This is a genomic window from Pedococcus aerophilus (genome assembly GCF_039532215.1).
GTDB classification, from domain to species: domain Bacteria; phylum Actinomycetota; class Actinomycetes; order Actinomycetales; family Dermatophilaceae; genus Pedococcus; species Pedococcus aerophilus.
On the sequence record NZ_BAAARN010000001.1, the window covers coordinates 2,283,855 to 2,308,152 of the forward strand.

The window sequence follows — 24,298 nt, forward strand, 5'->3', positions numbered from 1 at the left end:
GAGAGTGGCCACGTGCTCGGTCACGGAGACCCGGTCGGGGGCGGTGGCGAACCGGACTCCGGCCAGCTGCCGACTGGTCTCGGCGAGCAGGTTGGCCCGGGTGAAGGTGGCCTGCTTGTCCGCCCCGGACCTCTGCGTCCGCGCGCTCGAGGACCGCCGTCGGACCGAGGCGCGGCTGCGGCTCGCCGCGGGTGGGGCATGGGCGGGCACCGGCCTCGTCCTCACTACGCGCTTGGGCGATGCCCTGGATCCTCGGAACTTCCACCGCGCCTTCAAGACACGGGCCGCCAAGGCCGGCGTTCCCGTCATGCCCGTCCACGCCACCCGCCACACCTGCGCGAGCCTGCTGGTCGCGCTCGACGTTCACCCGCGGGTGGCCATGGCCATCCTCCGTCACAGCAAGATCGCGGTGACGATGGACATCTACTCCCAGGTCTCGTCCGCCACGACCAGGGAGGCCCTCAAGCGGTTGGGAGAAGCCTTCGGATGACCACCGCGAGCGTCCTATGCCAGGGGATCGCAATTCTCACGAGTGCCTGCTCAGAGCCGACACCGCATGACCGCTATGGCCATACCCTCGGGGTCAACCGGCGGTCGGCGTTGGACGCAACCGTGCAGCACCGGCCGCGCCCATGTCGCTCCGGTACGCGTTTGCCTTGGGGTTCTCCACCCACAGGGTCGGCGGCCACACCGCGGCCGAAACTCCTCAGTGTGCCAAGCCGGCCTCAGGGTCGACGATGAACGGGCCCATCGCTTCCTCTCGCAGAGATTCGGCCCTGCGTAGAGAGGCGTTTGCAGCCCGTTGCGATTCGAAAGCCTTCAAGAGAAAGTCCTGCGCAAGTTGCTCCTGTTTGAAGGCCTCTCGCAGAGCCTCCGCCGCCATGTTAACTCTCAGCAGCGCATGGCGGACGTCTAAGAGCTCTTGCCGCAGCGTGGATCCCTCGTCCTGCGCCGCGGGCTCTGGGCGAGCCGTAAGCGTTCGCTCCACATTGACGAGCCGCCGGTCGACGTCGTACCTCCATGGGGTTGATCGAACAGGGCGCCTTCGCGTTCGCCGACCTATCTGCAGGGCGAGCGCCGCCTCCAGCGCTGAGCTGTACACCCACCTGGGGTGTCCTCGACCACGTGAGGCCGGCCCGCACAGAACATCTTCAGGGTCGTCCAGCCTCTGGCGAACACGGACCGAAGTGACGCCCAGAGCGTGGGCAGCCAGTCGCACCTCAACCACATCCGAGTCCAGGACGGACTTGGGCATCACACCTCCCAACGAAGAAACTTTCTCTTTCTCTTACAGCGTGTCGAACCCTTGGGAAGCAAGAGAGAAGTAAGAATATCGCCATCCAGGTAATGACAAACGTGTCATTCCTAGAGAGGGGTCCGAAGTGTTACCGTTCGCGTCTTCCCCTGGTCCCAAGAAGAGGCAAAACGTGGCGCCCAGTGACACCGCAGCAGCCAAGCGTCAAGGCAAAGAGCCGGCGCCAGACCTCACAGCCAACCGTACCAAGGCTCAGAAGCACATGATCAGGATCATGAGCACGCGAGGCGGCAAGGGCTTCCGGCGACTTCGCTCCGCTGAGACAAGCCTCGCGCCATACAAGACCGGGGATGCCCGGCCGCCATCCGGCGAGCGCCGAGCATCCTGAGCGATACGTGGCCTGGGGGGAGTCCGCGGAAGCCGACGAGCTCCGCCGAGTAGGTGCTGTCACGAGAGCGTTGCTCTCAGATCGCAGTTGGGTGTCCCGTCGAGTGGAGACGGTTCGGTACCTGACGGCGAGCACTATCGAGCGAAACGTTTCTTTCGACTTGGACACTCTTAGATTGGCGCGTCTCGCCCACCAAGCCGGGCATCCGGTTGACGCACCCCTGCTTCTGCCGCTCGTGAAGCTGCGCAAGAACCTGTTACTCGATCTGGACCTCCACTACGGTGATGGGACCCCGGCCCAAGTTGCCAGAAGCGACCAGGACTCCGTGGCCGCGCAAGGGGTCGTCTTGGATGCTCTCGTACGCGATGGCGTGCCGAGCGCGTCCGTGAGCCGAGCCGTGGCCGAGACGATCCTGTCCGCGGCGCGTGGGATGCCCTCACAGGAGGATGTCGAGACTCTGGTGCTCAACGAGCCGAACGAGGTGGAGCTCTGGCGACTCCAGCAGAATCTCGCACCCGAAGACGGTGGGACTCGCCCGTGGGACGAACTCATTGGGGCCGGAGGGGAGTTCACCGAGTGGCTCACGGCTTTCACTCTCGATTTCATGCTCATGACGGAGGTATCACTGAAGAGTGCGCCTTGGATGCTGAAGTTCAGGTACGTCGAGACGCAAGAGCCGGCCAACATGCTCCTTCGGGAGCGGCTCAACCTGGTCTCGTACGGCACTCTCTTGGCAGCTCCGGGCGTTGGCGCGGCATCGCGGGAGCATTTGCGGGTCGAAGGGCCGGCCGGAATGCTGATCGAAGACGTCGACCTCTTCGACATGAGGGACGACCCCGACGTTCGCCAAGCTCCTGTCGCCGCGCAAGGTAAGCGAACGTTCGAACGCCGCGTATCGCTGGATCGTGCTGTCATCTACACGTCGAAGCCACCTCGCGGCAGCTACTACGCCGCCGTGAGCATGCGCGTTAACCCAGCCGGCTTCATCCGTCGGTCGCAGTACCTGATCTTCCTGACCGCGATCGTCCTGGTTGCGGGCGGACTAGCGGAGGAGCGGTGGCGGACGTTGAGTGCGAGTTCGAACGCGACGGAGCCAACAGTGGCGCTGCTACTTGTCATACCAACTTTGCTCCTGGCCTATATCTCACGTGAGGGAGACCATCAGATCTTGGGAGACCTCCTCCGAGTTCCTCGGCTGGTGGTGGCATTCACCGGAGTCGTCTCGTTGGCAGCAGCAGCGGGCTTCGTATTTGGCCTGAAGTGCACGCCTCTCGCGTGGCTCTGGATAGTCGCTGGCGTCTGGTCGTGCGTCGTCTTCGTGTGGCTCCGGTGGGTCACGTATCGCGGCCATGCGGTCGTTCACTCAGTCACGCAGCGCCACGACAAGACCTACACGATCGACATTCTCGAGTTCTCGTAGGGGTCTCGACTGGCCAGTGTGCGCCCCGGCCCAAGCCTCGGGCAGATTGGCACACCCCAAACGCGCCGGTTCATGGAGCGTGATCGTCCGACCCCACTGCGTCGCCGTCATGCATGACAGTTGCGCCCTCACTCCTCCACCGTCGCAAGGGAGGCATCGGGCGGTTCGAGGGAGGCACGCGGGTCACCACCACTGCAGTACTTCTCAGCAGTACGGGCACGAAAGAGGCGCTCCCCGCTGAGCGAAAAGCGCCTCTGACCTGTGGTGGAGCCAAGGGGACTCGAACCCCTAACCCCCTGCTTGCAAAGCAGGTGCGCTACCAATTGCGCCATGGCCCCGACGTGCGGGCTGCGACTACGAGGGTGAGTCGGTCGCCTCGGCCCAGAGGTCCTTCTCGGCCTGCTGGTCCTTGAGCTTCTTCTGCACCGCGGCAGCCCCGACGGCGGTCGCAATGAGGAGCAGGATCTTCTTCATCGGCGGTCCGCCTTCCCTCGCAGAGGAACCCGCGGGGATCGGGATTGGTGGGCCTAACAGGACTTGAACCTGTGGCCTCTTCCTTATCAGGGAAGCGCTCTAACCGTCTGAGCTATAGGCCCGTGAGCCCAATCTCCGCTGCGCCACGGAGGGTGGCGCGAGGCACGAGGTTACATGACAGGTGACCCGCCCACCAAAACGGATACCGCCCACCCTCCGGGACCGGAGGATGGGCGGTTTTCGTATGGCGCGGGGCCGGCTCTCAGTCGTCGGTGAGGGTGAGCTGGAGGCCACCCACGAGGGCCGAGCAGATGTTGTACAGGAACGCCCCGAGGGTGCTCAGCGCGGTCAGCAGGATGACGTCGATGACCCCGACGACGATCGACAGGGACAGCACCCGGCCGAAGCCGAGGAAGTCCATGATGTCGAACGGGTTCTCGGTGTCGTTGAAGATCGTCCCGACCAGGCGGTTGACCTCGGAGAAGACGCCCATGCCCGAGAGGATCATCCACAGCACGGCCACCATGACGACGCCGGCGATGCCGAGGGCGACCGAGATGAGGAACGACATCTTCATCGCCGACCACGGGTCGACGCGCGAGACGGTGAGCTTGACCCGGCGGGCGCGGGCTGCCGTGGCTGCCGTCGTCGCCCCGGACCGCGTGGGTGCCCCGGTCCGTGAGGACGGGGCGTCCGCGCTGCGACTCATCGGACCGGACTCCTGCCCACCGGGGCGGGAGGTGCTCGTCTGACCTGCCGTGCTCACTCGTTACCTCCGCTGGCGTCCGTCTCGTTCTCCGACGACGGTACGGCATCGGTGGCCGGCGAGTCGCCTTCCGCGCCAGGCGTGACCAGATCGGCACCCTGCTCGACGCCTTGCTCGGCACCCAGCTCGGCCTCGACCTCGTCAGCCGTCCGCTCGGGGTTGCGCGCCACGGCCACGACGGAGTCACCGTTGCCCGGGCGGGCGAAGGTCATGCCCTGGGTGTTGCGGCCACGCCGCGTGACCGGGCCCACCGGCATACGCACGATGTTGCCCTTGCCCATGATGACCAGGACCTCGTCCTCCTCGCTCACCGTGAGCGCGCCGACGAGGTCGCCGTTGCGCTCGGTGATCTTGGCGACGGCGACACCGAGGCCGCCGCGACCCTTGGCGTTCCAGTCCGAGGACGGGCTGCGCTTGGCCATGCCGTTCTCGAACACCACGAACACATCGGGGTCCTCGCCCTCGTGGATGACGCTGAGGGACAGCAGCGAGTCGTCGCCACGGAACCGCATACCGGTCACACCGCTGGTCGCGCGACCCATCGGGCGCAGGTTCTCGTCGGTGGCGTGGAACCGCACCGACTGGGCCTTGCGCGACACGAGGAGCAGGTCGTCGGTCTGCGAGGCGAGGTCGGCCGCGACCAGCTCGTCGCCGTCCTTGAGGTTGATGGCGATGAGGCCACCGCTGCGGGGGGAGTCGTAGTCGCCGAGGCGGGTCTTCTTGACCAGGCCGTTCTTCGTGGCGAGCACGAGGTAGGGCTGCTGGGCGTAGTCGCGCACGTCGAGGACCTGCGCGATCTTCTCGTCCGGCTGGAACGCCAGCAGGTTCGCCACGTGCTGGCCCTTGGCGTCCCGACCGGAGTCGGGCAGCTCGTAGGCCTTGACGCGGTAGACCCGGCCGAGGTTGGTGAAGAACAAGAGCCAGTGGTGCGAGGTGGTGGTGAAGAAGTGCTGCACCATGTCGTCGCCGCGCAGCGAGGCACCGCGGACTCCCTTGCCGCCGCGACCCTGCGAGCGGTAGGCGTCGACGCGGGTCCGCTTGGCGTAGCCGCCGCGCGTGATGGTGACGACCACGTCCTCCTCGGGGATGAGGTCCTCCATCGACATGTCGCCGTCGAAGAACTCGATCCGGGTGCGGCGGTCGTCGCCGTACTTGTCGACGATCTCGGCGAGCTCCTCGGACACGATCGTCCGCTGGCGCTCGGGCTTGGCGAGGATGTCCTGGAAGTCGAGGATGAGGGCCTCGAGACGGTCGTGCTCGTCGATGATCTTCTGGCGCTCGAGGGCGGCCAGGCGGCGCAGCTGCATCTCGAGGATGGCGCGAGCCTGGATCTCGTCGATCTCGAGCAGCGCGATCAGGCCGTCGCGGGCCGCCTCGACGGTCTGCGAGCGCCGGATGAGGGCGATGACCTCGTCGAGGGCGTCGAGCGCCTTGAGCAGACCCCGCAGGATGTGGATCTCGTTCTCGGCCTTGCGCAGGCGGAACGCCGTCCGCCGCTGGATGACCTCGATCTGGTGGTCGACCCAGTGCCGGATGAACGCGTCGATCGGCAGCGTGCGCGGCACCCCGTCGACGAGCGCGAGCATGTTGGCGCCGAAGTTCGTCTGGAGCTGGGTGTGCTTGTAGAGGTTGTTGAGCACGACCTTGGCGACGGCGTCGCGTTTGAGCACGACGACCAGGCGCTGTCCGGTGCGGCCGGAGGTCTCGTCGCGGATGTCCGCGATGCCGGAGAGTCGGCCCTCCTTGGTGAGCTCGGCGATCTTCTGCGCGAGCGTGTCGGGGTTCACCTGGTAGGGCAGCTCGGTGACCACGAGGCACTGGCGGCCCTGGATCTCCTCGACCTCGACGACGGCGCGCATGATGATCGAGCCACGGCCCGTGCGGTAGGCCTCCTCGATCCCCTTGCGGCCCAGGATCAGCGCGCCCGTGGGGAAGTCGGGACCACTGATCTTCGAGACGACGGCCGCCTGCACGGCCTCACGGTCGGCCTCGGGGTTGGCCAGGATCCACTGGGCGGCGTCGGCCACCTCGCGCAGGTTGTGCGGCGGGATGTTCGTGGCCATGCCGACGGCGATGCCGGAGCTGCCGTTGACGAGCAGGTTGGGGAACCGGCTCGGCAGGACGGTCGGCTCCTGCGTCTTGCCGTCGTAGTTGTCGCGGAAGTCGACGGTCTCCTCGTGGATGTCGCGGACCATCTCCAGGGCCAGCGGCGCCATCCGGCACTCGGTGTACCGCGGAGCAGCGGCCGGGTCGTCACCCGGCGAGCCGAAGTTGCCCTGGCCGTCGACGAGCGGGTAGCGCAGCGACCAGTCCTGCACGAGACGCACGAGGGCGTCGTAGATCGAGGAGTCACCGTGCGGGTGGTACTGACCCATAACCTCACCGACGACGCGGCTGCACTTGTTGTAGCCGCGGTCGGGCCGGTAGCCACCGTCGTACATGGCGTAGACCACGCGACGGTGCACGGGCTTGAGCCCGTCACGCACGTCGGGCAGCGCGCGGCTGACGATAACCGTCATCGCGTAGTCGATGTAGCTGCGCTGCATCTCGGCGTTGAGGTCAACGGCCTCGGTGCGGTCGTACTCGATCGGGGGCGTGCCGTCAGTCATGAAGATCCTTGCGTATCAACGAGAACAGGTGACGTTCAGAGGGAAGCGGCGAGCGGCTGGGTCCGTGGCCGGCGCTGGCTGGGTCTGGCAGGAGCAGGGAGTGCGCGCAGCGCGCGAGCTGCGGATGGATCGCGCCGGCCATGGATTCCCAGCCGGGAACCGCGGAGGTGAGCAGGCGCCATACCCATCAGATGTCCAGGAACCGGACGTCGCGGGCGTTGCGCTGGATGAAGCCGCGGCGGCTCTCGACGTCCTCACCCATGAGGATCGCGAAGATCTCGTCGGCCGCGGCCGCGTCGTCGAGCGTCACCTGGAGCAGCACGCGGTGGTCGGGATCCATCGTGGTCTCCCACAGCTCCTGGTAGTCCATCTCGCCCAGACCCTTGTAGCGCTGGATGCCCGCGTCCTTCGGCAGGCGCCAGCCCTGGGAGAGCCCAGCCTTGACCATGGCGTCGCGCTCACGGTCGGAGTAGGCGAACTCGTGGGCGTGGTTGCTCCACTTGAGGCGGTAGAGCGGCGGCTGCGCGAGGTAGACGTAGCCCTCCTCGATCAGCGGGCGCATGAACCGGAAGAGCAACGTCAGCAGCAGGGTCCGGATGTGCAGGCCGTCGACATCGGCGTCGGCCATCAGCACGATCTTGTGGTACCGAGCCTTGGTCTTGTCGAAGTCCTCGCCGATGCCGGTGCCGAACGCCGAGATCAGCGCCTGGACCTCGTTGTTGGCGAGCACCTTGTCGATGCGGGCCTTCTCGACGTTGAGGATCTTGCCTCGGATCGGCAGGATCGCCTGGTTGTGCGGGTTGCGACCACGCACCGCCGAGCCACCGGCCGAGTCACCCTCGACGATGAAGACCTCGGAGATCGAGGGGTCCTTGCTCTGGCAGTCACGCAGCTTGCCGGGCAGGCCGCCGGACTCGAGCAGGCCCTTGCGCCGGGTCGCCTCGCGGGCCTTGCGCGCCGCCATGCGGGCGGCCGCGGCCTGGATCGACTTGCGGACGATGTCCTTGCCCTCGTTCGGGTGGGCGCCGAGCCAGTGGCCGAACTCGTCGGTCATGGCCCGCTGGACGAACCCCTTGACCTCGGAGTTGCCGAGCTTGGTCTTGGTCTGGCCCTCGAACTGCGGTTCGCCGAGCTTGACCGACACGACGGCGGTCAGGCCCTCGCGGATGTCGTCGCCGGTGAGGTTCTCGTCCTTGTCCTTGAGGAGGTTCTGCTTGCGCGCGAAGTCGTTGATGAGCTTGGTCATCGCCGCGCGGAAGCCCTCCTCGTGGGTGCCGCCCTCGTGGGTGTTGATCGTGTTGGCGTAGGTGTGGACCGACTCGGAGTACGCGGTCGTCCACTGCATCGCCAGCTCGAGCGAGAGCTGCCGGTCCTTGTCCTCGGACTCGATCGAGATGATCTCGTTGTGGACCGGCTCGGACTTCTTGGACGAGACGAGGTGGGTGACGTAGTCGACCAGCCCGTTGTCGTACTTGTAGCTGATCTTGCGCGGCTTCTTCTCCACGGCGTCGACCACATCGGCGTCCTCGACGTCCTCGGCCGACTCGGGCACGCGCTCGTCGGTGAGGTTGATGGTCAGACCCTTGTTGAGGAAGGCCATCTGCTGGAAGCGGGCGCGGATCGTCTCGAAGTCGTAGGTCGTCGTCTCGAAGATGTCGCCGTCGGCCCAGTAGGTGATGGTCGTGCCCGTGCGGTCCGAGGCCTCCATCTTCTCCAGGGGCGCGGTCGCCTCACCGTGGTCGAAGGAGACCCGGAAGACGTGGCCGAGCTGGTGGACCTCGGCGTCGAGGCGGGTCGACAGGGCGTTGACCACGGAGGAGCCGACGCCGTGCAGGCCACCGGACACCTTGTAGCCGCCGCCGCCGAACTTGCCGCCGGCGTGCAGCTGGGTCAGGACCAGCTCGACCGTCGACATGCCGTACTGGTCGTTGTTGCCGGTGGGGATGCCACGGCCGTTGTCGGCGACGCGGACCCCGCCGTCGGCCAGCAGGGTGACGTCGATGGTGTCGGCGTACCCGGCGAGCGCCTCGTCCACCGCGTTGTCGACGATCTCCCAGACCAGGTGGTGCAGTCCTCGCTCCCCGGTCGAGCCGATGTACATGCCGGGGCGCTTGCGCACCGCCTCGAGGCCCTCGAGGACGGTGATCGCGCTGGCGTCGTAGTCCGCTCCGGCCGGCACCCCTGCGAGCTCGGCCTCGGCCTCGAGGCGGGCTGCCTCCGCCTCGGCGGCGGTGAGGCTCTCGGTCGGCTCCGAGTTGGGGGAGGTGGCGGGGATGTCGTTCGGCGTGCTCTCGTGCGGCGTCTGGTCAGACTCGGACACGGTGCTCCTTCTCCGGTGGGCCAGCTCGCTCGGGGGTCGCCCCGGCACGTCGCTGCGCCCTGCTCATGACACGCGACCAGTCTGGAGGACCAGCTGGCCGCGATTTCACCCGTCAGTCTACCTGTCGGCAGGGTCACGCAGGGCGTCAGGAGGCCCGTGAGCCGTGATCTGACCAAAAAAAGAGGCTGTGTTGGAGTCCCGGTACGTCACCCGGTCCCTGAGAGCCGGATTTCGCCGTTTCCCGACACCCGTCCGCCTCCTACTCGCCGAGGGTCCGCCGGAACAGCTCCCGGACCGGATCCGGTATGCCGTGCTCGGGCAACGCGACCTCCTCACCATCCGGTGGGCACGCCACGTGGTAGGTGAACGCGTCGGGGATGGTGCGTCCGGTCGGGCCCGCGGCGAGGGCGTGCAACCCGTCGTCGGCCAGCAGCCCACGCCACTCGGTGGCATCCGGCTCGGGCAGCTCGGAGAGCGCGACGGTGCGCGCCTGCCGCATCCCGGCGAGGCCACCCGTGCGGCGCACCTGGACGAGCTCGTCACCCCCCGACGGAGCGGGTGAAGGGGTCGGTGCCGGGTCGGGTTGGGGGGCAGGTGCCGGAGCAGGTGCAGGCACCGGTGACCCGTCCTCGGGCGGCGGCGTCGGTGTCGTGGGCGCGCCAGAAACCTGCACGCCCACCTGCGCCCAGGCCTGCTGGACGGCGGCCACCTCGCTGGAGTCGGCGCCATACCGGGCCGTGGCTGCGGCGACCGTGAGGCCGGCGAAGGTCGCGAAGTCGCAGTCGGCGGCGATGCCGTCGCCGGTGAGGGTGTCGAACCAGATCTGGCCCGGTGCCTCCCAGGCGTTGCCACCGATCGCGGTGGCCGCGAGGTAGAAGGCGTGGTTGGGGATGCCGGAGTTGATGTGGACCCCGCCGTTGTCGTCGGTGGTGTCGACGTAGTCGGCCATCGTCGCGGGCTGGGGGTCCTTGCCCAGCTTCGGGTCGTCGTACGCGGTGCCCGGCGCCTTCATCGAGCGCAGCGCCACGCCGTTGACCGCCTCGGTGAACAAGCCGGCCCCGATGAGCCAGTCCGCCTGGTCGGCGGTCTGGCCGGCCGCCCGCTGCCGCACCAACGACCCGAACACGTCGGACACGCTCTCGTTCAGCGCACCGGACTGGCCCTGGTAGGTCAGGCCCGCGGTGAGCTCGGTGACGCCGTGGGTCAGCTCGTGGCCGATGACGTCGACGCTGAGGGTGAACCGGTTGAACACCTCCCCGTCGCCGTCGCCGAAGACCATCTGGGTGCCGTCCCAGAAGGCGTTGTCGTAGTCCTTGCCGTAGTGCACCGTCGCGAGCAGGGGGAGCCCCCGACCGTCGAGCGAGTCGCGGCCGTAGGCCTCGGAGTACAGCGACCAGGTCTGGCCCAGGCCGTCGTACGCCTCGTCGGCGGCGGCGTCGCCGGTGGCCGGCTTACCCTCGTGGCGGACCGTCGCGCCCGGCAGCGTCTCCTGTCCACCGGCGTCGCCGATGACCCGCTGCGGACCGGTGCCGTCGTCCGGAGCCGGCGGGGCCTCTGCCGGGGAGGCCCCTGTGCCCACGGGGGGCGTAGCCGAGGCCCGTCCCTGTCGTCGGGCGCGGTGCTCGACGTCGCGGCGCAGGGTGCGCTCGGCGCAGGCGGCCGCGTGGCCGTCGGCGCCGGCGAGGGCCTGCAGGAGGTAGGGCGGGACGATGCCGCAGCGCGCTGATCCGGACATTTCGCTCATGGACCCATGGTGCTCGGACTCACCGACATCCGCCAGAGGGACGAGGATCGACGTCAGAAGCGGATGACCTGCCGTATGGCGCGTGCTGCCGCGAGCTCGTCCATCGCCTCGTTCACCTGGTCCAGGGCGATCGTCGACGAGACCAGCGCCTCCACCGGGAGCCGTCCCTCCCGCCACCACCGGGCGAACACCGGGATGTCGCGGCTGGGCACGGCCGACCCGAGGTAGCTGCCGATGACGGTCCTCGCCTCGGCCACGAGCTGGAGCGGCGAGACGCTGGCCCGGGCCTCGGGGTGCGGGAGGCCGACGGTGACGGTGCGACCACCGGGAGCCGTGGCGGCGAGGGCAGCTTCGAACGCCCTGGCGTTGCCGGCCGCCTCCACCACGACGTCGGCGCGGACCCCGCTGGACGCCAGCTCGGCCGGGTCCAGCACCCGGGAGGCCCCGAGCTCGAGGGCCTGCTCGCGCTTGGCCGCCACCCCGTCGACGGCGATGACCTCTTCGGTGCCCAGCGCGACCGCGGTGAGCAGCGACGCCATACCGACTCCGCCGAGGCCGACCACGAGCACGGACTGGCCGGGCTCGGGAGGTGCGGCGTTGAGCAGGGCCCCACCGCCGGTGAGCACGGCGCAGCCGAGCACGGCGGCGACGTCGGGTGGCACGTCGTCCTCGACGGCGACCACCGAGCGGGTGTCGACCACGGCGTGGGTCGCGAAGGCAGAGACGCCGAGGTGGTGGTGGACGGGGGAGCCGTCGCGCGACAGCCGGCGGCCACCACCGAGCAGCTCGCCGGCGCCGTTGCTCACCGAACCCGGACCGCACGGCATCCGACCATCAGTGGCGCAGCCGGGGCACTCGCCGCACCGGGGCAGGAAGGTCATGACCACGCGCTGGCCCACCGCCAGGTCCGTGACCTTCGCCCCGAGCGCACGCACCCGACCCGCACCCTCGTGGCCGAGCAGCATCGGGACGGGGCGGCTGCGGTTGCCTTCGACGACGGACAGGTCGGAGTGGCAGACCCCCGCGGCCTCCATCTCGACGAGCACCTCGCCGGCACCGGGGGAGTCGAGCTCGAGGTCCCCGACCGTCAACGGCCTGGTCTGCGCCCACGGCCCGGGCCGCCCGACCTCCTCGAGCACGGCACCGGTGATCCTCATGCTGCTCGCGTCAGGTCGGGGAACCCACTCATGCGCGCGCCAGGACCGCGTCGTCGAGCAGGTCGCGGACCACGGCGGGGATGGGCACGCTGGTGCGGGAGGACCGGTCGATGTAGACGTGGACCCAGTGACCCAGCGCCGCGGGTTCGGTGGCCTCGGCGTCGAACAACCCCAGGGCGTAGGTGATGCTGCTGCGCCCCACCCGCTCGACGCGCACGCCGACCTCGAGGGGACGCGGGTACTCCAGCTCGCGGAAGTAGCGGCATCCCGACTCGGCGACGACCCCGAGCTCGGGCAGCGCCATGACGTCGATCCCGGCACCGGTGATGAGCCAGCCGTTGATCGCCGAGTCGAACAGCTCGTAGTAGACCGCGTTGTTGAGGTGGCCGTACATGTCGTTGTCGGACCACCGGGTCGTCGCAGCGACCACGTGGTCGAAGTGCGCCCGGGTCAACGTGCGCGGGTCCTGCCCCGGGGCGGAGCCCTCGGTGGCAGGGCGGTCAGCGTCGGCCGTCATGCCCCGATCCTAGGCAGCGGTCCGGGTGGCCGCCGGGCGACCACCGGGCGACCACCGGGCGACCACCGGGCGACCACCGGGCGACCACCGGGCGACCGCCGGGCGACCGCCGTCGACCGATACCGGCCGACCCCACCTGACCGGCCCCGGTCGGCCCCGGGTGGCTCAGCCGTAGGTGTCGCGTGGCCCCGGTCCGGTGCTGCGGCGGGGACCCTTCGACCAGGACGGTGCGCTCGGTCCGACGATCTTCAGCGCGGCGACCGTGCCCTTGCCCACCTCACCCTCCAGCCGGCCCATGATCGCGGACTCGAGCAGCTTCAGCTGCGTGGTCCACGCGGTCGAGTCGGCCCGCACGGTCAGGACGCCGAGCTCGAACGTCACCGGGATGCAGTGCTGGGCCACCTCCTCACCGACGATCTGCGGCCAGCGCCCCATCACCGAACCCACCGCCACATCGACCTTCCAGCCCCGGTCGGACAGCAACCGGTCCATCTGGTCACCGAGCAGCAGGGGGTCGCGGCCGTCCCGCGGCGTCTTGTTCGGCACCCCGACCTGACGCCGGCGCATCGGTTTGAGCCCCGGGCGAAGTCCCTTGTCCCGCGCCGACGCCCGCGCTCGCTGCAGGGCCGCGGCCGCAGCGTCCTCCACCGAGCCCGCCGCCTCGCCGGACTCGGTCGCCTCACCCTCGGGACCACCCAGGGGGAGCGCGTCCCCCGGTGCCGCCTCGACGGTGGCGCCCTCAGGGAGGCCGTCGGGGATGTCCCGGCCCGGGTCCTCACTCACGCAGGCTCACCTCACCCAGGCTCACGGCATACGTCCGCCCGGTCAACGTGCTCGGCACGTCGGCGTCCACCGCCGCGGTGATGAGCACCTGCTCGCAGTCGGCCACCATCGCGGCCAGCCGCTCACGGCGGCCCGAGTCCAGCTCGGCGAAGACGTCGTCGAGGATGAGCACCGGGTCGTCGCCGAGGTCGTGCCGCAGCAGCTGGTATGCCGCCAGCTTCAGTCCCAGCGCGAACGACCAGCTCTCGCCGTGGCTGGCGTACCCCTTCGCGGGGAGCTCGCCGAGCGACAGGACGAGGTCGTCGCGGTGGGGGCCGGCCAGTGACATCCCGCGTTCGATCTCGCGGTCGCGCAGCTCGGTCAGGGTCTCGAGGATCTCGGTGCGGAGCTGGTCGATCTCGGGGACCTCGCCCGCGGCGAGCGATGCCGAGGCGGCGTCGCGCAGCGAGCTCTTGTAGGAGACCCGGGCGTCGGACTGGCCCGCGCTCACCTCGTCGTAGGCCTTGGTGAGGTAGGGCCCGAGGTCACGCAGCAGGCGAAGCCGGGCGTAGAGGAGCTGGGACCCGACAGTGGCCAGGTGGTCGTTCCAGATGTCGAGGGTGTGCAGCGCCGAGGCGCGGGCGTCCTCGACCGGCTCGTCCGTGGGCCGGGGCGGCGGCCGGCGCTGTCCACGACGCAGCACCGGCGCGGCAGACTTCAGCAGGGCGTTGCGCTGCTTGAGGATCTTGTCGTAGTCGCCCCGGACGCTGGCCCACCGCGGTTGCCGGGCCACGAGCAGGTCGTCGAGGAACTTGCGGCGCTCGGACGGGTCGCCCTTGACCAGGGCGAGGTCCTCGGGCGCGAAGAGCACCGTGCGCAGGGTGCCCAGCACGTCGCGCGGCCGGCCGGCCGGGGAACGACCGAGCCGCGCCCGGTTGGCGCGACCCGGGTTGAGCTCGAGCTCGACCATGGTCTCGCGCCCGTCGCGGACCACCGCACCTCGGATGACCGCCTGCTCGGCCCCGAACCGCACCAGCGGCTGGTCGGTGGCGACCCGGTGGCTCGACAGCGTCGCGAGGTAGCCGACCGCCTCGACGAGGTTGGTCTTGCCCTGGCCGTTCAGCCCGACCAGCGTCGTCACTCCCGGCTCGAGCGGCAGCTCGGCGGTCGCGTAGCTGCGGAAGTCGGAGACGGTCAGGTGCCGGACGTGCACGATCGGCCGATCAGGTGCTCGGGGTGGGTCAGCTCGACTTCTTCGCCGCGCGCTTGCGGGTCGAACCGGCCGCACCGGTGCGGGTCGAGCCGGTGCCGGAGGAGGGTCCGGCCGCAGCGGCCTTGCGCCCCTTGGCAGCGGCCTTGGCCGCGCTCGCCGACGGCTTCTCCTTGGGAGCGACCTTCGCCGCCACTGCCTTCTCGTGCTTGGGAGCACCGTCGGCGCGCAGCTTCTCGCCCTCGGCGACCGTCATCACCTGGTGCCCTCCGAAGCCACCGCGCAGCGCGGCGACCGCCTGCATCGTGGGGGACTCCTGCTGGCGCGAGGCGAACCGGGAGAACAGCGAGGCCGAGATGACGGGCATGGGCACCGAGTTGGCGATGGCCTCCTCGACGGTCCAGCGGCCCTCACCCGAGTCGGCGGTGTAACCGGAGACGTCGTCGAGGTGCGGGTTCTTCTCCAGGGCGTCGACGAGCAGGTCGAGCAGCCAGGACCGTACGACGGTGCCGCGGGTCCACGCCTTGAAGGCGCCGGGGACGTCGGTGACGATGTCCTTGGCCTCGAGCAGCTCGTAGCCCTCGGCATACGCGGCCATCAGGCCGTACTCGATGCCGTTGTGGACCATCTTCGTGTAGTGACCGGCGCCGACCTTGCCGGCGTGGACGAAGCCCTCCTCGCGGGGGCCCTCCGGACGGAGCGCGTCGAAGATCGGCATGGCCTTCTTCACGTTGGCCGCGGTGCCACCGACCATGAGGCCGTACCCGTTGTCCAGGCCCCAGATGCCGCCGCTGACGCCACAGTCGACGTACCCGATGCCCTTGGCCTTGAGCAGCTTCTCGTTCTCGAAGTCGTCGGTGAAGCGGCTGTTGCCACCGTCGATGACCATGTCGCCCTTGTCGAGCAGGTCGCCGAGCTTGGCGATCGTCTCCCGAGTGGGCGCACCGGCAGGCACCATGACCCACACCGTGCGGGGGGCCTCGAGCTTCTTGACCAGGGCCGCCAGCGTCTTGACGTCGGAGACAGCCGGGTTGTGGTCGAAGCCGACCACCTCGTGGCCCGCGCGGCGGATGCGCTCGCGCATGTTGCCGCCCATCTTGCCGAGGCCGATCAGACCGAGCTGCATGTGACGACGCCTTTCATCAGTGGATCCCGAGTGCGGACGTCAGGCTACGCCCGGGCGAGGTCAGCTCGCGAAGCGGACGGGCATGAGGACGTAGCGGTAGGACGTGTCGGCCTCGCCGTCGACCTCGTCCTGGCCCGAGAGCACCGCGGGCCGCGAGGGCTGGGTGAACGACAAGCGGGAGTAGTCCGTGCCCACCGCGCCGAGGCCGTCGAGCAGGAACTGCGGGTTGAACGCGATCTCGATCTCGGGACCGGTCAGCGTCGACTCGACCGCTTCGGACGCCTGGGCGTCGTCGCCGGTGCCGGCCTCGATCGCGACCTGCCCGTCGGTGAAGCGCAGGCGCACGGGGGTGTTGCGCTCGGCGACCAGGGCCACGCGCTTGACCGCCTCGACGAGCTCCGAGGTCTTGATGACCGCCTCGGTGTCGACGCTCGAGGGGAAGATCGAGGTGACCTTGGGGTACTCGCCGTCGAGCAGCCGGGTGGTCGTGCGGCGCTGGCCGGCCTCGAAGCCGACGAGTCCGTCGCCACCGGCGGAGGAGCCGAGCGCCACCTCGATCGACCCGGAGGCACCGAGCGCCTTGGCCGTCTCGGACAGCGTGCGGGCCGGGACCAGCGCCAGGTGCTGGGCGTCGGTGGCCTCGGGGTTCCAGGTGAGCTCACGCATCGCGAGGCGGTAGCGGTCGGTGGCGAGCAGCGTCATCTTGTCGCCGTCGATCTCCACCCGGACCCCGGTGAGGATCGGCAGGGTGTCACCGCGGTCGGCCGCGATGGCGACCTGGGCCACGGCCTGCGTGAAGACGCTGCCGTCGATGTGACCGCTGGCGGTGGGTGAGATGGGCAGCGTCGGGTAGTCATCGGCCGGCATCTGCATGAGGCTGAACCGGGAGGATCCGCAGGTCACGGCGACCTTGTTGCCGTCGGTGGCGACATCGACCGGCTTGGACGGCAGGTTGCGCGAGATGTCGGCGAGCAGACGGCCGAGGACCAGGACCGTGCCGCTCTCGGCGACGTCGGCCGCGACGGTGATCTTCGCGGAGACCTCGTAGTCGAAGGCCGACAGCGTCAGGGTGCCCTCGTCGTTGGCCTCGATGAGCACTCCAGCCAGGACCGGCACCGGGGGACGAGCGGGCAGCCCTCGGGCCACCCAGGTCACGGCGTCGGCGAGGACCTCACGTTCGACCCGGAACTTCACCGTCGCTACCTGCCCTTCACGTGCGGCCCCGCCGCCTAAACACCAAGAATGTGATTGCGGACTGACCCTAGTGCTCGCGCTGCGGTGGGCCAACCCGGATCGGACATTCGCGAGGTTGTCATTCGATGCCTGGTTGTCGTCCCTCCCTGAGGGTGGTCGGGGCAAGGTTGGTCCTCGGGGCTGGATCTCCAAGTTGAGGGATCTCGTCATCGTTGTAGGGGGTGTGCACTCTGTGGACGGACGCCATCGCCGCAGGTCACAAGGCTGATCGGGCTGTGCACGGCGGGTGGACGCAGCACCGGACCGACACCGTCCGGTTGTGGAGGCCGATCTGTCGTTCACACGGCGTCCACACGACACTCCCGGGCTGTCCCCAGCTCGTCGGAGTGTCGTGCACCGGTTGTCCACAGGTTGTCCACCGGTGTGCAGAAGGCTCATCCGAACAGATGAGGCACGGGCGCTCGCCACACATACCCACAGACTTGTCCACAGGTGTGGACCACGGGGTCTGCGACCCGATTGTCGGCTTTCCCGTGCGGGCGACCGGACTCAACCGTGCTCAGGAGCGCCGGTGGCGGCGTACGTGTCCAGCGCGTGAACGGGCACGCACAGCTGTGGAGGGCCCTGTGGACAACTGGGGACAACCTGAGGACGGCCCGTGGACGACGTCCGTCAGGGGGCAAGGACGAGCCCTCTGGCCATGGTCACCATCGACGTGAACCACGCCTCGCGATCGGACACCGCATCGGGCCCGAGCTGCTCGAACAGCTCGGTGGACAGGGCTCCCATCACGAGCGACCACGCCCCCAACCCAGCCATCAGGGTGCGCGCGTCGACCCCGCTGCCGTCGAAGAACTCTCCACGGACCATCGGTCCCACCGCCTGCTCGGCCAGGGCGGTGTCCCGACCGTCCGGGTCCGCGGGTGCGAGCCGCCCCGTGCGGGTCGCATCGGCGAGCAGCCGGACCAGGAGCACCTGCACCCGCGTGCCCGGCTCGGTGGTGCGCTCGGCCGGCGCCGCGTAGTCCGGGACCGGGGACCCGTAGACGAGGGCGTACTCGTGCGGGTGGGCCAGCGCCCAGGCCCGCATCCCGTGCGCGATGGCGTCCCAGCGCCCCACCAGGTCGTCCTTCGGTATGGCGCCGTGGGCCTGCTCGACCGCGTCACCGAGGGAGGTGTACGCGGCAACGATGAGCAGGGTGAGCAGGTCGTCGCGGTTGGCGACGTAGCGGTAGAGCGCCGAGGAGACCATCCCCAGGTCGCGGGCGATGGCCCGCAGGGACAGCGCTGCGGCGCCGTCGCGGGCCAGGTGGCGGCGTCCTGCCTCGAGGATCTCCTCCTCCAGGGCGGCCCGGTTGCGTGCGCGGATCCCCTGCGGTGCCGCGGTGGCGGTGGCGTCGTCGCTGGTCACAGACCCATCCTCTCAAATCTGCGAGCAGTTGTCACGAATGTGAGCAGTGCTCTTGACTTCACTGCCCACTGCGAGGTCTACTGGTGGAACAGAGAGCAGTGCTCACACTTGAGTCGAAGGAGTTGGTGGTCGTGGCGAGGTACGTGGTCATGGGAGCAGGGGCGGTCGGGCAGAACACCGCGAAGGAGCTGGTCGCAGTCGGCCACGAGGTGCGGCTGGTGTCCCGCTCCGGACGGGGCGGTCACCTCCCGGGGGTCGAGGCGGTCGCTGCCGACGCGACCGACGTGGACCGCGTGACCGAGCTGACCCGCGGGGCGCAGGCCCTGGTGAATGCGCTCAACCCGCCGGACTACTCCGCGTGGGAGCGCGACTGGCCCCCGCTCGCCGCGGCGCTGCTCGGGGCGGCCGAGCGCACCGGCGCCGGACTGGTCGTCGTGGGCAACCTCTACGGGTACGGACGGGTCGACGGCCCGATGACCGAGCAGACCGCGCTGCACCCGAACGGGCACAAGGGAGCCCTGCGGGTGCGGATGTGGCAGGAGGCCCTCGCGGCACAGGACGCCGGACGCGTCCGCGTGACCGAGCTGCGCGCCTCCGACTACACCGGTCCGGGCATCGGTGGCCGCACGAGCATGCTCCAGGAGCTCGTCGTCACCCCCGTGGTCAAGCGCCGCCCGGTGTGGCTGCTCGTCGGGGACCCGGACGCCCCCCACAGCTGGACCGACGTCCGCGACACCGGCCGACTCGCGGCCGTCCTCGCCCAGGACGAGCGGTCCTGGGGACGGGCGTGGCACGTGCCGAGCGCCCCGGCGCGGTCGATGCGGCAGGTGGCCGCCGAGGTCGCGGCCCTGGTGGGGCGCGGCGCGCCCGCCGTCCGCGCCATACCGGCTCCGGTCGTGACGGCGATGGGCCTGGCCGTGCCGTTCCTGCGGGAGCTGGCCGAGACTCGGCACCAGTTCGACCGGCCGTTCGTGCTCGACTCGAGCGAGACCGAGCGGGTGTTCGGCATGGCGCCCACCCCGTGGGAGCAGACCCTCGCCGACACCGTGGCCTCCGTGCAGGACCCGGCTGCCGTCCCCGGCGCCGCCGGGAGCGGGATCAGCGCGACTGCTGCTTGATGCGGTTGGTGAGCTCGGTGACCTGGTTGTAGATCGCCCGGCGCTCGGCCATGAGCTGGCGGATCTTCTTGTCGGCGTGCATGACCGTGGTGTGGTCGCGGCCGCCGAACTGCTGGCCGATCTTGGGCAGGGAGAGGTCCGTCAGCTCGCGGCACAGGTACATCGCGATCTGGCGGGCCGTCACCAGGACCCGGGAGCGGGAGGTGCCGCACAGGTCCTCGATGGTCAGGCCGAAGTAGGCAGCCGTCTGCGCCATGATCGTCGCGCTCGTGATCTGGGAGCCCTGCTCGTTGGGGATGAGGTCCTTGAGGACGATCTCGGCCAGGCCCATGTCGACGCTCTGCCGGTTGAGGCTGGCGAACGCGGTGACGCGGATGAGGGCGCCCTCGAGCTCGCGGATGTTGGTCGAGATCCGGCTGGCGATGAACTCGAGCACCTCGTCGGGGGCGCTCATCCGTTCCTGGATGGCCTTCTTGCGCAGGATGGCGATGCGGGTCTCGAGGTCGGGCGGCTGGACGTCGGTGAGCAGACCCCACTCGAATCTGCTGCGCATCCGCTCCTCGAAGCCGCTCAGCAGCTTGGGAGGCAGGTCACTGGTGATGACGACCTGCTTGTTCGCGTTGTGCAGGGTGTTGAACGTGTGGAAGAACTCCTCCTGCGTCTGCACCTTGCCCTGCAGGAACTGGATGTCGTCGATGAGCAGCACGTCGACGTCGCGGTACCGGCGCTGGAAGTTGCTCGCCTTGTCGTCGCGGATGCTGTTGATGAAGTCGTTGGTGAACTCCTCGGAGTTCACGTAGCGCACCTTGACGTGCGGGTAGAGGTTGCGCGCGTAGTGCCCGATCGCGTGCAGCAGGTGGGTCTTGCCCAGCCCGGACTCGCCGTAGACGAACAGCGGGTTGTACGCCTTGGCCGGCGCCTCGGCGACCGCGACCGCTGCCGCGTGGGCGAACCGGTTGCTCGCGCCGATGACGAAGGTGTCGAAGGTGTACTTCGGGTTGAGCCGGGTCGCCGACTCGTCGGTGATGCTCGGGACCTCGTCGCGGGGACGGCGCTGGGCGGCGGCCGGAGCCTGGGCCGCCTGCTCGCCCGAGGGGTCGGGGCGCTCGTCGGGGTCGACCCGGTGCGCCGGCTGGTGCTGCGGCTCGCGCTGGCTCGGGGCCCACCCGTTGCTCTCGAGGTACCCCGGGTCACGGAAGTTCGCGGGGGCGGTCGACTCCCCGAAGCCGGGGTCGCGGAAGTTGGCCGGTGCCTCGCCGTAGCCGCCGCCGTAGGTCGTCCCCCGCGCGTCGCCGCGGTGGTCGCCCCGGCCGTCACGACCATCACGGTGCTGGTCACCGTGCTGCTCGGGCAGGCCAACGGTGTCCTCGACGTAGTGGTCCTCGTCCAGGGACGGGTCGACCGTCACGGCCAGGTGCACCTGGGTGCCGAGCTGGGAGGACAGCGCGCGGGTCACCGCGTCTCGGACCCGCTGCTCGACGACGTCCTTGGTGTAGTCGTTCGGCACCTTGACCAGGGCGGTCCCGTCCAGCAGGCCCGAGAGCCGGGCCAGGGTCAGGAAGGCACGTTCACGGGCGGGGAGCCCGTCGGCGTCGAGGGTGGCGATGGTGTTCTGCCAGATCTGAGCAAAGTCCAGATCGGCGTCACTCACTGATCCCACATCCCTTTCGACGGTGTCCGCGGTCGCTGCCCTGTCGCAGGGTCATGGTGCCTCGTCCACAGAGATATCCACAACCTGTGGGTATGGCGGTGGGACGAGGACGGACGCTAACAAGGTCAAGGCCCGCGGAGCAAGCCGCTCTCCGGAAATTTTGCCGATCCCAGACAAAATCAGTCAATCGCGCGGCGTGTCCACATGGCGGGGTCTGCCCAGCGGTGCTAGAGCGGGGTGGTTCATCCCGTGTGCCGCCGGGGCCGGGCTGGTTTGACCCTGCGGTTGGCGCTCGCGTACCTTGGAGCAGGCCTGTCGGCCGTTTTCGCATGCCCGTGACACCCCGTCGCTGCTCCCTCCAGGAGCTGGTGGCGGCGCGGGTTTCCGATTGCGGCCGTCCTGCCGCCCACCAGCACTCAGCAGGCCAACCGGGCCTGACCAGTAACGGAGAACCTCGTGAGCAAGCGTACTTTCCAGCCGAACAACCGTCGCCGGGCCAAGACCCACGGCTTCCGCCTCCGGATGCGCACCCGTGCGGGTCGCGCCATCCTGTCGGCCCGCCGCGCCAAGGGCCGCACCGAGCTCTCCGCCTGAGGCGGTCCCTGTGCTGCCCGCGGGGCACCGGCTCCGCACGAGCTCGGACTTCACGGCAGCACTCAGGGGCCCCAGGGGAGCCCGAGTCGGCTCCACGCTGATCGTGGTCCACGCAGGACAGACCGACACGCGAGCGGGACAACCGCCGCGGGTCGGTTTTGTCGTCTCCAAGGCCGTCGGTGGCGCCGTCGTCCGCAACCGGACCAAGCGACGCCTCCGTGCCCTCATGGCAGCCCGGGTCGGCACCATCCCGAACGGCACCGACCTCGTCGTCCGCGCGAATCCCGTTGCAGCGCAGGCTGATTCGGCTCAACTGGGCGCCGAGCTCGATCGGGTCCTGCCGAAGGTCCTCGCTCGGGTGGGGGCGAGGCGCCGGTGAGGACCGTCGGCAGACTCGTCACCGCACCGCTGGTCGGACTCATCGTCCTCTACCAGCGGTTCGTCTCCCCGATGCGACCGCAGACCTGCCGGTACTACCCCTCCTGCTCGGCCTATGCCGTCACCGCCCTCCAGCGACACGGACCCCTGAAGGGAACCTGGCTCGCGCTGAAGCGGTTGGGCAGGTGTCACCCCTGGTCGGCCGGGGGTGTCGACCACGTGCCCGAACGGTCCGAGCAGCCTGCACGACCCGCCCAGCCCGCACCCCAGCGGTAGGGCACCAGACCTGCCGGCCGCGCGGCATACGCAACGCACGACCGGTTCCACCGGTGGCACGTCATCCCGACGGGCTACCACCAGATTGAGGACACCATGAGCTTCAGTGATCTGATCTACCCGTTCGAATGGATCGTGGCGTGGATCCTCTACGGGTGGCACTCCCTCTTCGACGCCATCGGCATCCCGCCGGACTCCGGCTTCGCCTGGGTGATGTCGATCATCGGCCTCGTCGTGGTCATGCGTGCAGCGATGATCCCGCTGTTCGTCAAGCAGATCCACGCCTCGCGCCGGATGCAGCTCATCCAGCCCGAGATGCAGAAGATCCAGGCCAAGTACAAGGGCAAGACCGACCCCGACTCCCGTCAGGCCATGACGCAGGAGACGATGGACCTGTACAAGCGGACCGGGACCAACCCGTTCAGCTCGTGCCTGCCGATCCTGCTCCAGTCGCCGTTCTTCTTCGGGTTGTTCCGTGTCCTCAACGGCCTCGAGGGAATTGCCGAGGGTCGCACCAAGCCGATCGGCCCGATCTCGCAGCAGCTCGCCTCGCAGGCCGAGCAGTCGACGCTCTTCGGCGCCCAGCTCTCCGACAAGTTCCTCGGCTCGGGTGACCTGACCGTCCAGATCGTCACGATCATCCTGATCATCCTCATGTCGGCCTCGACGTTCACCACCCAGCGTCAGCTGATGATGAAGAACATGCCGGCCTCGGCGCTGGACAACCCCTTCGCGAAGCAGCAGAAGATGCTGCTCTACCTGATGCCGATCTTCTTCGCCATCTCCGGTGTGAACTTCCCGATCGGTGTGCTGCTCTACTGGCTCACCACCAACGTCTGGTCGATGTGCCAGCAGTTCTACGTCATCCGCAAGATGCCCGCCCCCGGATCGCCGGCGGAGAAGGCCATGCAGGAGCGTCGCGCCAAGCGTGGAAAGCCCGTCGAGGAGTTCACGGTCAAGGGCTTGGACAAGCCCGAGGAGGCTCCCAAGCCCACCGGTGGGCAGCGCCAGCAGCCGTCCCGGAACAAGAAGAAGAAGAAGACGAGCGCCGCAGGCACGGCCAAGCCGGCTGCCGCGAGCTCGCCCGTGCAGGAAACCAAGCCCCAGACCGACAACTGAGAGCGATGACCATGACTGAGCAGCACGACACCGTCGCCGACGAGACCGCCCAGACCGCCGCCGACCCGGCATCGCCGCAGGTCACAGGTGGTGGCGAGGCCGAGGCCACCACCCAGGCACCGGCGTCCGACGCCGCCACCGACGGCGCCGTGGAGGCAGCGTCGGAGACCGACGCCGAGGGCAGCAGCGACGCTGACGCCGCCGGTGCCGCAGGCGCAGGCGCCCGTCGCCGTCCGGCGAAGACCGCCGACCTCGAGCGTGAGGGCGAGGTGGCCGCGGACTTCCTCGAGACGCTGCTCGACATCGCCGACCTCGACGGGGACATCGACGTGGACGTCGACGGAGACCGCGCCGCCGTGAGCATCGTCGACTCGGACGAGGGTCGGGTGCCGCGTCGCCTGGTGGGGACGGACGGCAAGGTGCTCGACGCCCTCCAAGAGCTCACCCGCCTCGCTGTGCAGTCCGCCACGGGTGAGCGCAGCCGACTGATGCTCGACGTGGCCGGCCACCGGGCCGAGCGCCGCGCCGCGCTCGTGACCATCGCCCAGCAGGCCATCGCCGAGGTCAGGGCGAGCGGGCAGCAGGCGTCGCTGGACCCCATGAGCGCCTTCGAGCGCAAGGTCGTCCACGACGAGGTGCTTGCTGCCGGACTCGTCTCCGAGTCCGACGGCGTGGAGCCGCGACGGTTCGTCGTGGTGCTCCCCGGCTGAGAGCAGTCGCGTTTCACGTGAAACGGCACCGTGAGGTGCCACCCCGACGGGCGCAGGACCGGGACACCGGACCTGCGCCCGTCGTGCATTTCCCGCGGGC

General features: G+C 69.3%; 21 protein-coding genes and 2 tRNA genes. 8 read left to right on the forward strand and 15 right to left on the reverse strand.

Going from position 1 to position 24,298, the window contains the following annotated elements; genetic code table 11:
* The first annotated feature begins 115 nt into the window (after nucleotides 1-115).
* Entirely contained in the window at nucleotides 116-490 is a 375-nt protein-coding gene (locus ABD286_RS10885) for a tyrosine-type recombinase/integrase (RefSeq protein WP_344193068.1), read from the forward strand.
* A gap of 1,550 nt (nucleotides 491-2,040) precedes the next feature.
* On the forward strand, nucleotides 2,041-3,063 hold the full coding sequence (locus ABD286_RS10890) for a hypothetical protein (RefSeq protein WP_344193070.1): 1,023 nt from the start codon (nucleotides 2,041-2,043) through the stop codon (nucleotides 3,061-3,063).
* A gap of 262 nt (nucleotides 3,064-3,325) precedes the next feature.
* Here the strand turns inward: ABD286_RS10890 and ABD286_RS10895 are convergent.
* The 14 genes from ABD286_RS10895 to ABD286_RS10960 form a co-directional block, all read right to left on the reverse strand.
* Nucleotides 3,326-3,401: transfer RNA gene (locus ABD286_RS10895), tRNA-Ala, on the reverse strand.
* 16 nt (nucleotides 3,402-3,417) lie between these two features.
* Nucleotides 3,418-3,537 (reverse strand): DLW-39 family protein, encoded by a 120-nt coding sequence (locus ABD286_RS10900; protein WP_344193072.1) that lies wholly within the window; start codon nucleotides 3,535-3,537, stop codon nucleotides 3,418-3,420.
* A gap of 45 nt (nucleotides 3,538-3,582) precedes the next feature.
* Nucleotides 3,583-3,659: transfer RNA gene (locus ABD286_RS10905), tRNA-Ile, on the reverse strand.
* A 140-nt stretch (nucleotides 3,660-3,799) separates the two neighbouring features.
* Nucleotides 3,800-4,246 carry a DUF3566 domain-containing protein gene (locus tag ABD286_RS10910; RefSeq protein ID WP_344193074.1) on the reverse strand — a complete coding sequence of 149 codons (447 nt, stop codon included), beginning with the start codon at nucleotides 4,244-4,246 and terminating at the stop codon, nucleotides 3,800-3,802.
* A 53-nt stretch (nucleotides 4,247-4,299) separates the two neighbouring features.
* Nucleotides 4,300-6,912 (reverse strand): DNA gyrase subunit A, encoded by a 2,613-nt coding sequence (gene gyrA, locus ABD286_RS10915; RefSeq protein WP_344193076.1) that lies wholly within the window; start codon nucleotides 6,910-6,912, stop codon nucleotides 4,300-4,302.
* A 187-nt stretch (nucleotides 6,913-7,099) separates the two neighbouring features.
* On the reverse strand, nucleotides 7,100-9,232 hold the full coding sequence (gyrB, locus tag ABD286_RS10920) for a DNA topoisomerase (ATP-hydrolyzing) subunit B (RefSeq protein WP_425565338.1): 2,133 nt from the start codon (nucleotides 9,230-9,232) through the stop codon (nucleotides 7,100-7,102).
* A gap of 259 nt (nucleotides 9,233-9,491) precedes the next feature.
* Nucleotides 9,492-10,976, reverse strand: a complete 1,485-nt coding sequence (locus tag ABD286_RS10925; protein ID WP_344193078.1) for a protealysin inhibitor emfourin — start codon at nucleotides 10,974-10,976, stop codon at nucleotides 9,492-9,494.
* Between the two features lie 53 nt (nucleotides 10,977-11,029).
* Nucleotides 11,030-12,133: an alcohol dehydrogenase catalytic domain-containing protein gene (locus ABD286_RS10930; RefSeq protein WP_344193080.1), complete on the reverse strand. Its 1,104-nt coding sequence runs from the start codon at nucleotides 12,131-12,133 to the stop codon at nucleotides 11,030-11,032.
* Between the two features lie 28 nt (nucleotides 12,134-12,161).
* Nucleotides 12,162-12,650: an acyl-CoA thioesterase gene (locus ABD286_RS10935; protein WP_344193082.1), complete on the reverse strand. Its 489-nt coding sequence runs from the start codon at nucleotides 12,648-12,650 to the stop codon at nucleotides 12,162-12,164.
* Between the two features lie 165 nt (nucleotides 12,651-12,815).
* On the reverse strand, nucleotides 12,816-13,433 hold the full coding sequence (locus ABD286_RS10940; protein ID WP_425565339.1) for a DciA family protein: 618 nt from the start codon (nucleotides 13,431-13,433) through the stop codon (nucleotides 12,816-12,818).
* The gene (gene recF, locus ABD286_RS10945; RefSeq protein WP_344193084.1) at nucleotides 13,426-14,625 is read right to left on the reverse strand and encodes a DNA replication/repair protein RecF; all 1,200 of its coding nucleotides are present in this window, start codon (nucleotides 14,623-14,625) and stop codon (nucleotides 13,426-13,428) included. Before recF ends, ABD286_RS10940 begins: the two co-directional genes overlap by 8 nt.
* 28 nt (nucleotides 14,626-14,653) lie before the next feature.
* Entirely contained in the window at nucleotides 14,654-15,748 is a 1,095-nt protein-coding gene (gnd, locus tag ABD286_RS10950) for a phosphogluconate dehydrogenase (NAD(+)-dependent, decarboxylating) (RefSeq protein ID WP_344193086.1), read from the reverse strand.
* Nucleotides 15,749-15,808: 60 nt separating this feature from the next.
* Complete coding sequence (dnaN, locus tag ABD286_RS10955; protein ID WP_344193088.1) at nucleotides 15,809-16,942, reverse strand: DNA polymerase III subunit beta; 1,134 nt, start codon at nucleotides 16,940-16,942, stop codon at nucleotides 15,809-15,811.
* A 672-nt stretch (nucleotides 16,943-17,614) separates the two neighbouring features.
* Nucleotides 17,615-18,352, reverse strand: a complete 738-nt coding sequence (locus ABD286_RS10960) for a TetR/AcrR family transcriptional regulator (protein ID WP_344193090.1) — start codon at nucleotides 18,350-18,352, stop codon at nucleotides 17,615-17,617.
* Nucleotides 18,353-18,483: 131 nt separating this feature from the next.
* On the opposite strand from ABD286_RS10960, the gene ABD286_RS10965 reads away from it, so the two are divergent.
* Nucleotides 18,484-19,470 carry an NAD-dependent epimerase/dehydratase family protein gene (locus tag ABD286_RS10965; protein ID WP_344193092.1) on the forward strand — a complete coding sequence of 329 codons (987 nt, stop codon included), beginning with the start codon at nucleotides 18,484-18,486 and terminating at the stop codon, nucleotides 19,468-19,470.
* Here the strand turns inward: ABD286_RS10965 and dnaA are convergent.
* The gene (dnaA, locus tag ABD286_RS10970) at nucleotides 19,451-21,121 is read right to left on the reverse strand and encodes a chromosomal replication initiator protein DnaA (RefSeq protein ID WP_344193094.1); all 1,671 of its coding nucleotides are present in this window, start codon (nucleotides 21,119-21,121) and stop codon (nucleotides 19,451-19,453) included. The genes ABD286_RS10965 and dnaA overlap by 20 nt on opposite strands.
* A gap of 456 nt (nucleotides 21,122-21,577) precedes the next feature.
* Between dnaA and rpmH the strand changes: the two genes are divergently transcribed.
* The 5 genes from rpmH (at nucleotide 21,578) to ABD286_RS10995 (ending at nucleotide 24,198) form a co-directional block, all read left to right on the forward strand.
* Nucleotides 21,578-21,715, forward strand: a complete 138-nt coding sequence (gene rpmH / locus ABD286_RS10975) for a 50S ribosomal protein L34 (RefSeq protein WP_140739978.1) — start codon at nucleotides 21,578-21,580, stop codon at nucleotides 21,713-21,715.
* Nucleotides 21,716-21,725: 10 nt separating this feature from the next.
* On the forward strand, nucleotides 21,726-22,094 hold the full coding sequence (gene rnpA / locus ABD286_RS10980) for a ribonuclease P protein component (protein ID WP_344193098.1): 369 nt from the start codon (nucleotides 21,726-21,728) through the stop codon (nucleotides 22,092-22,094).
* A gap of 71 nt (nucleotides 22,095-22,165) precedes the next feature.
* Nucleotides 22,166-22,369, forward strand: coding sequence for a membrane protein insertion efficiency factor YidD (gene yidD / locus ABD286_RS10985; protein ID WP_425565363.1), 204 nt, complete (start codon nucleotides 22,166-22,168; stop codon nucleotides 22,367-22,369).
* 96 nt (nucleotides 22,370-22,465) lie between these two features.
* Entirely contained in the window at nucleotides 22,466-23,488 is a 1,023-nt protein-coding gene (gene yidC / locus ABD286_RS10990) for a membrane protein insertase YidC (RefSeq protein ID WP_344193102.1), read from the forward strand.
* An 11-nt stretch (nucleotides 23,489-23,499) separates the two neighbouring features.
* Complete coding sequence (locus ABD286_RS10995; RefSeq protein ID WP_344193105.1) at nucleotides 23,500-24,198, forward strand: Jag family protein; 699 nt, start codon at nucleotides 23,500-23,502, stop codon at nucleotides 24,196-24,198.
* Nucleotides 24,199-24,298 lie beyond the last annotated feature (100 nt).

Coding starts and splice junctions, on each gene's coding strand:
- ABD286_RS10900 (WP_344193072.1), bottom strand. CDS start 3,537: ATGAAGAAGATCCTGCTCCTCATTGCGACCGCCGTCGGGGCTGCCGCG.
- ABD286_RS10910 (WP_344193074.1), bottom strand. CDS start 4,246: ATGAGTCGCAGCGCGGACGCCCCGTCCTCACGGACCGGGGCACCCACG.
- gyrA (WP_344193076.1), bottom strand. CDS start 6,912: ATGACTGACGGCACGCCCCCGATCGAGTACGACCGCACCGAGGCCGTT.
- ABD286_RS10925 (WP_344193078.1), bottom strand. CDS start 10,976: ATGAGCGAAATGTCCGGATCAGCGCGCTGCGGCATCGTCCCGCCCTAC.
- ABD286_RS10930 (WP_344193080.1), bottom strand. CDS start 12,133: ATGAGGATCACCGGTGCCGTGCTCGAGGAGGTCGGGCGGCCCGGGCCG.
- ABD286_RS10935 (WP_344193082.1), bottom strand. CDS start 12,650: ATGACGGCCGACGCTGACCGCCCTGCCACCGAGGGCTCCGCCCCGGGG.
- gnd (WP_344193086.1), bottom strand. CDS start 15,748: ATGCAGCTCGGTCTGATCGGCCTCGGCAAGATGGGCGGCAACATGCGC.
- yidD (WP_425565363.1), top strand. CDS start 22,166: ATGCGACCGCAGACCTGCCGGTACTACCCCTCCTGCTCGGCCTATGCC.
- yidC (WP_344193102.1), top strand. CDS start 22,466: ATGAGCTTCAGTGATCTGATCTACCCGTTCGAATGGATCGTGGCGTGG.
- ABD286_RS10995 (WP_344193105.1), top strand. CDS start 23,500: ATGACTGAGCAGCACGACACCGTCGCCGACGAGACCGCCCAGACCGCC.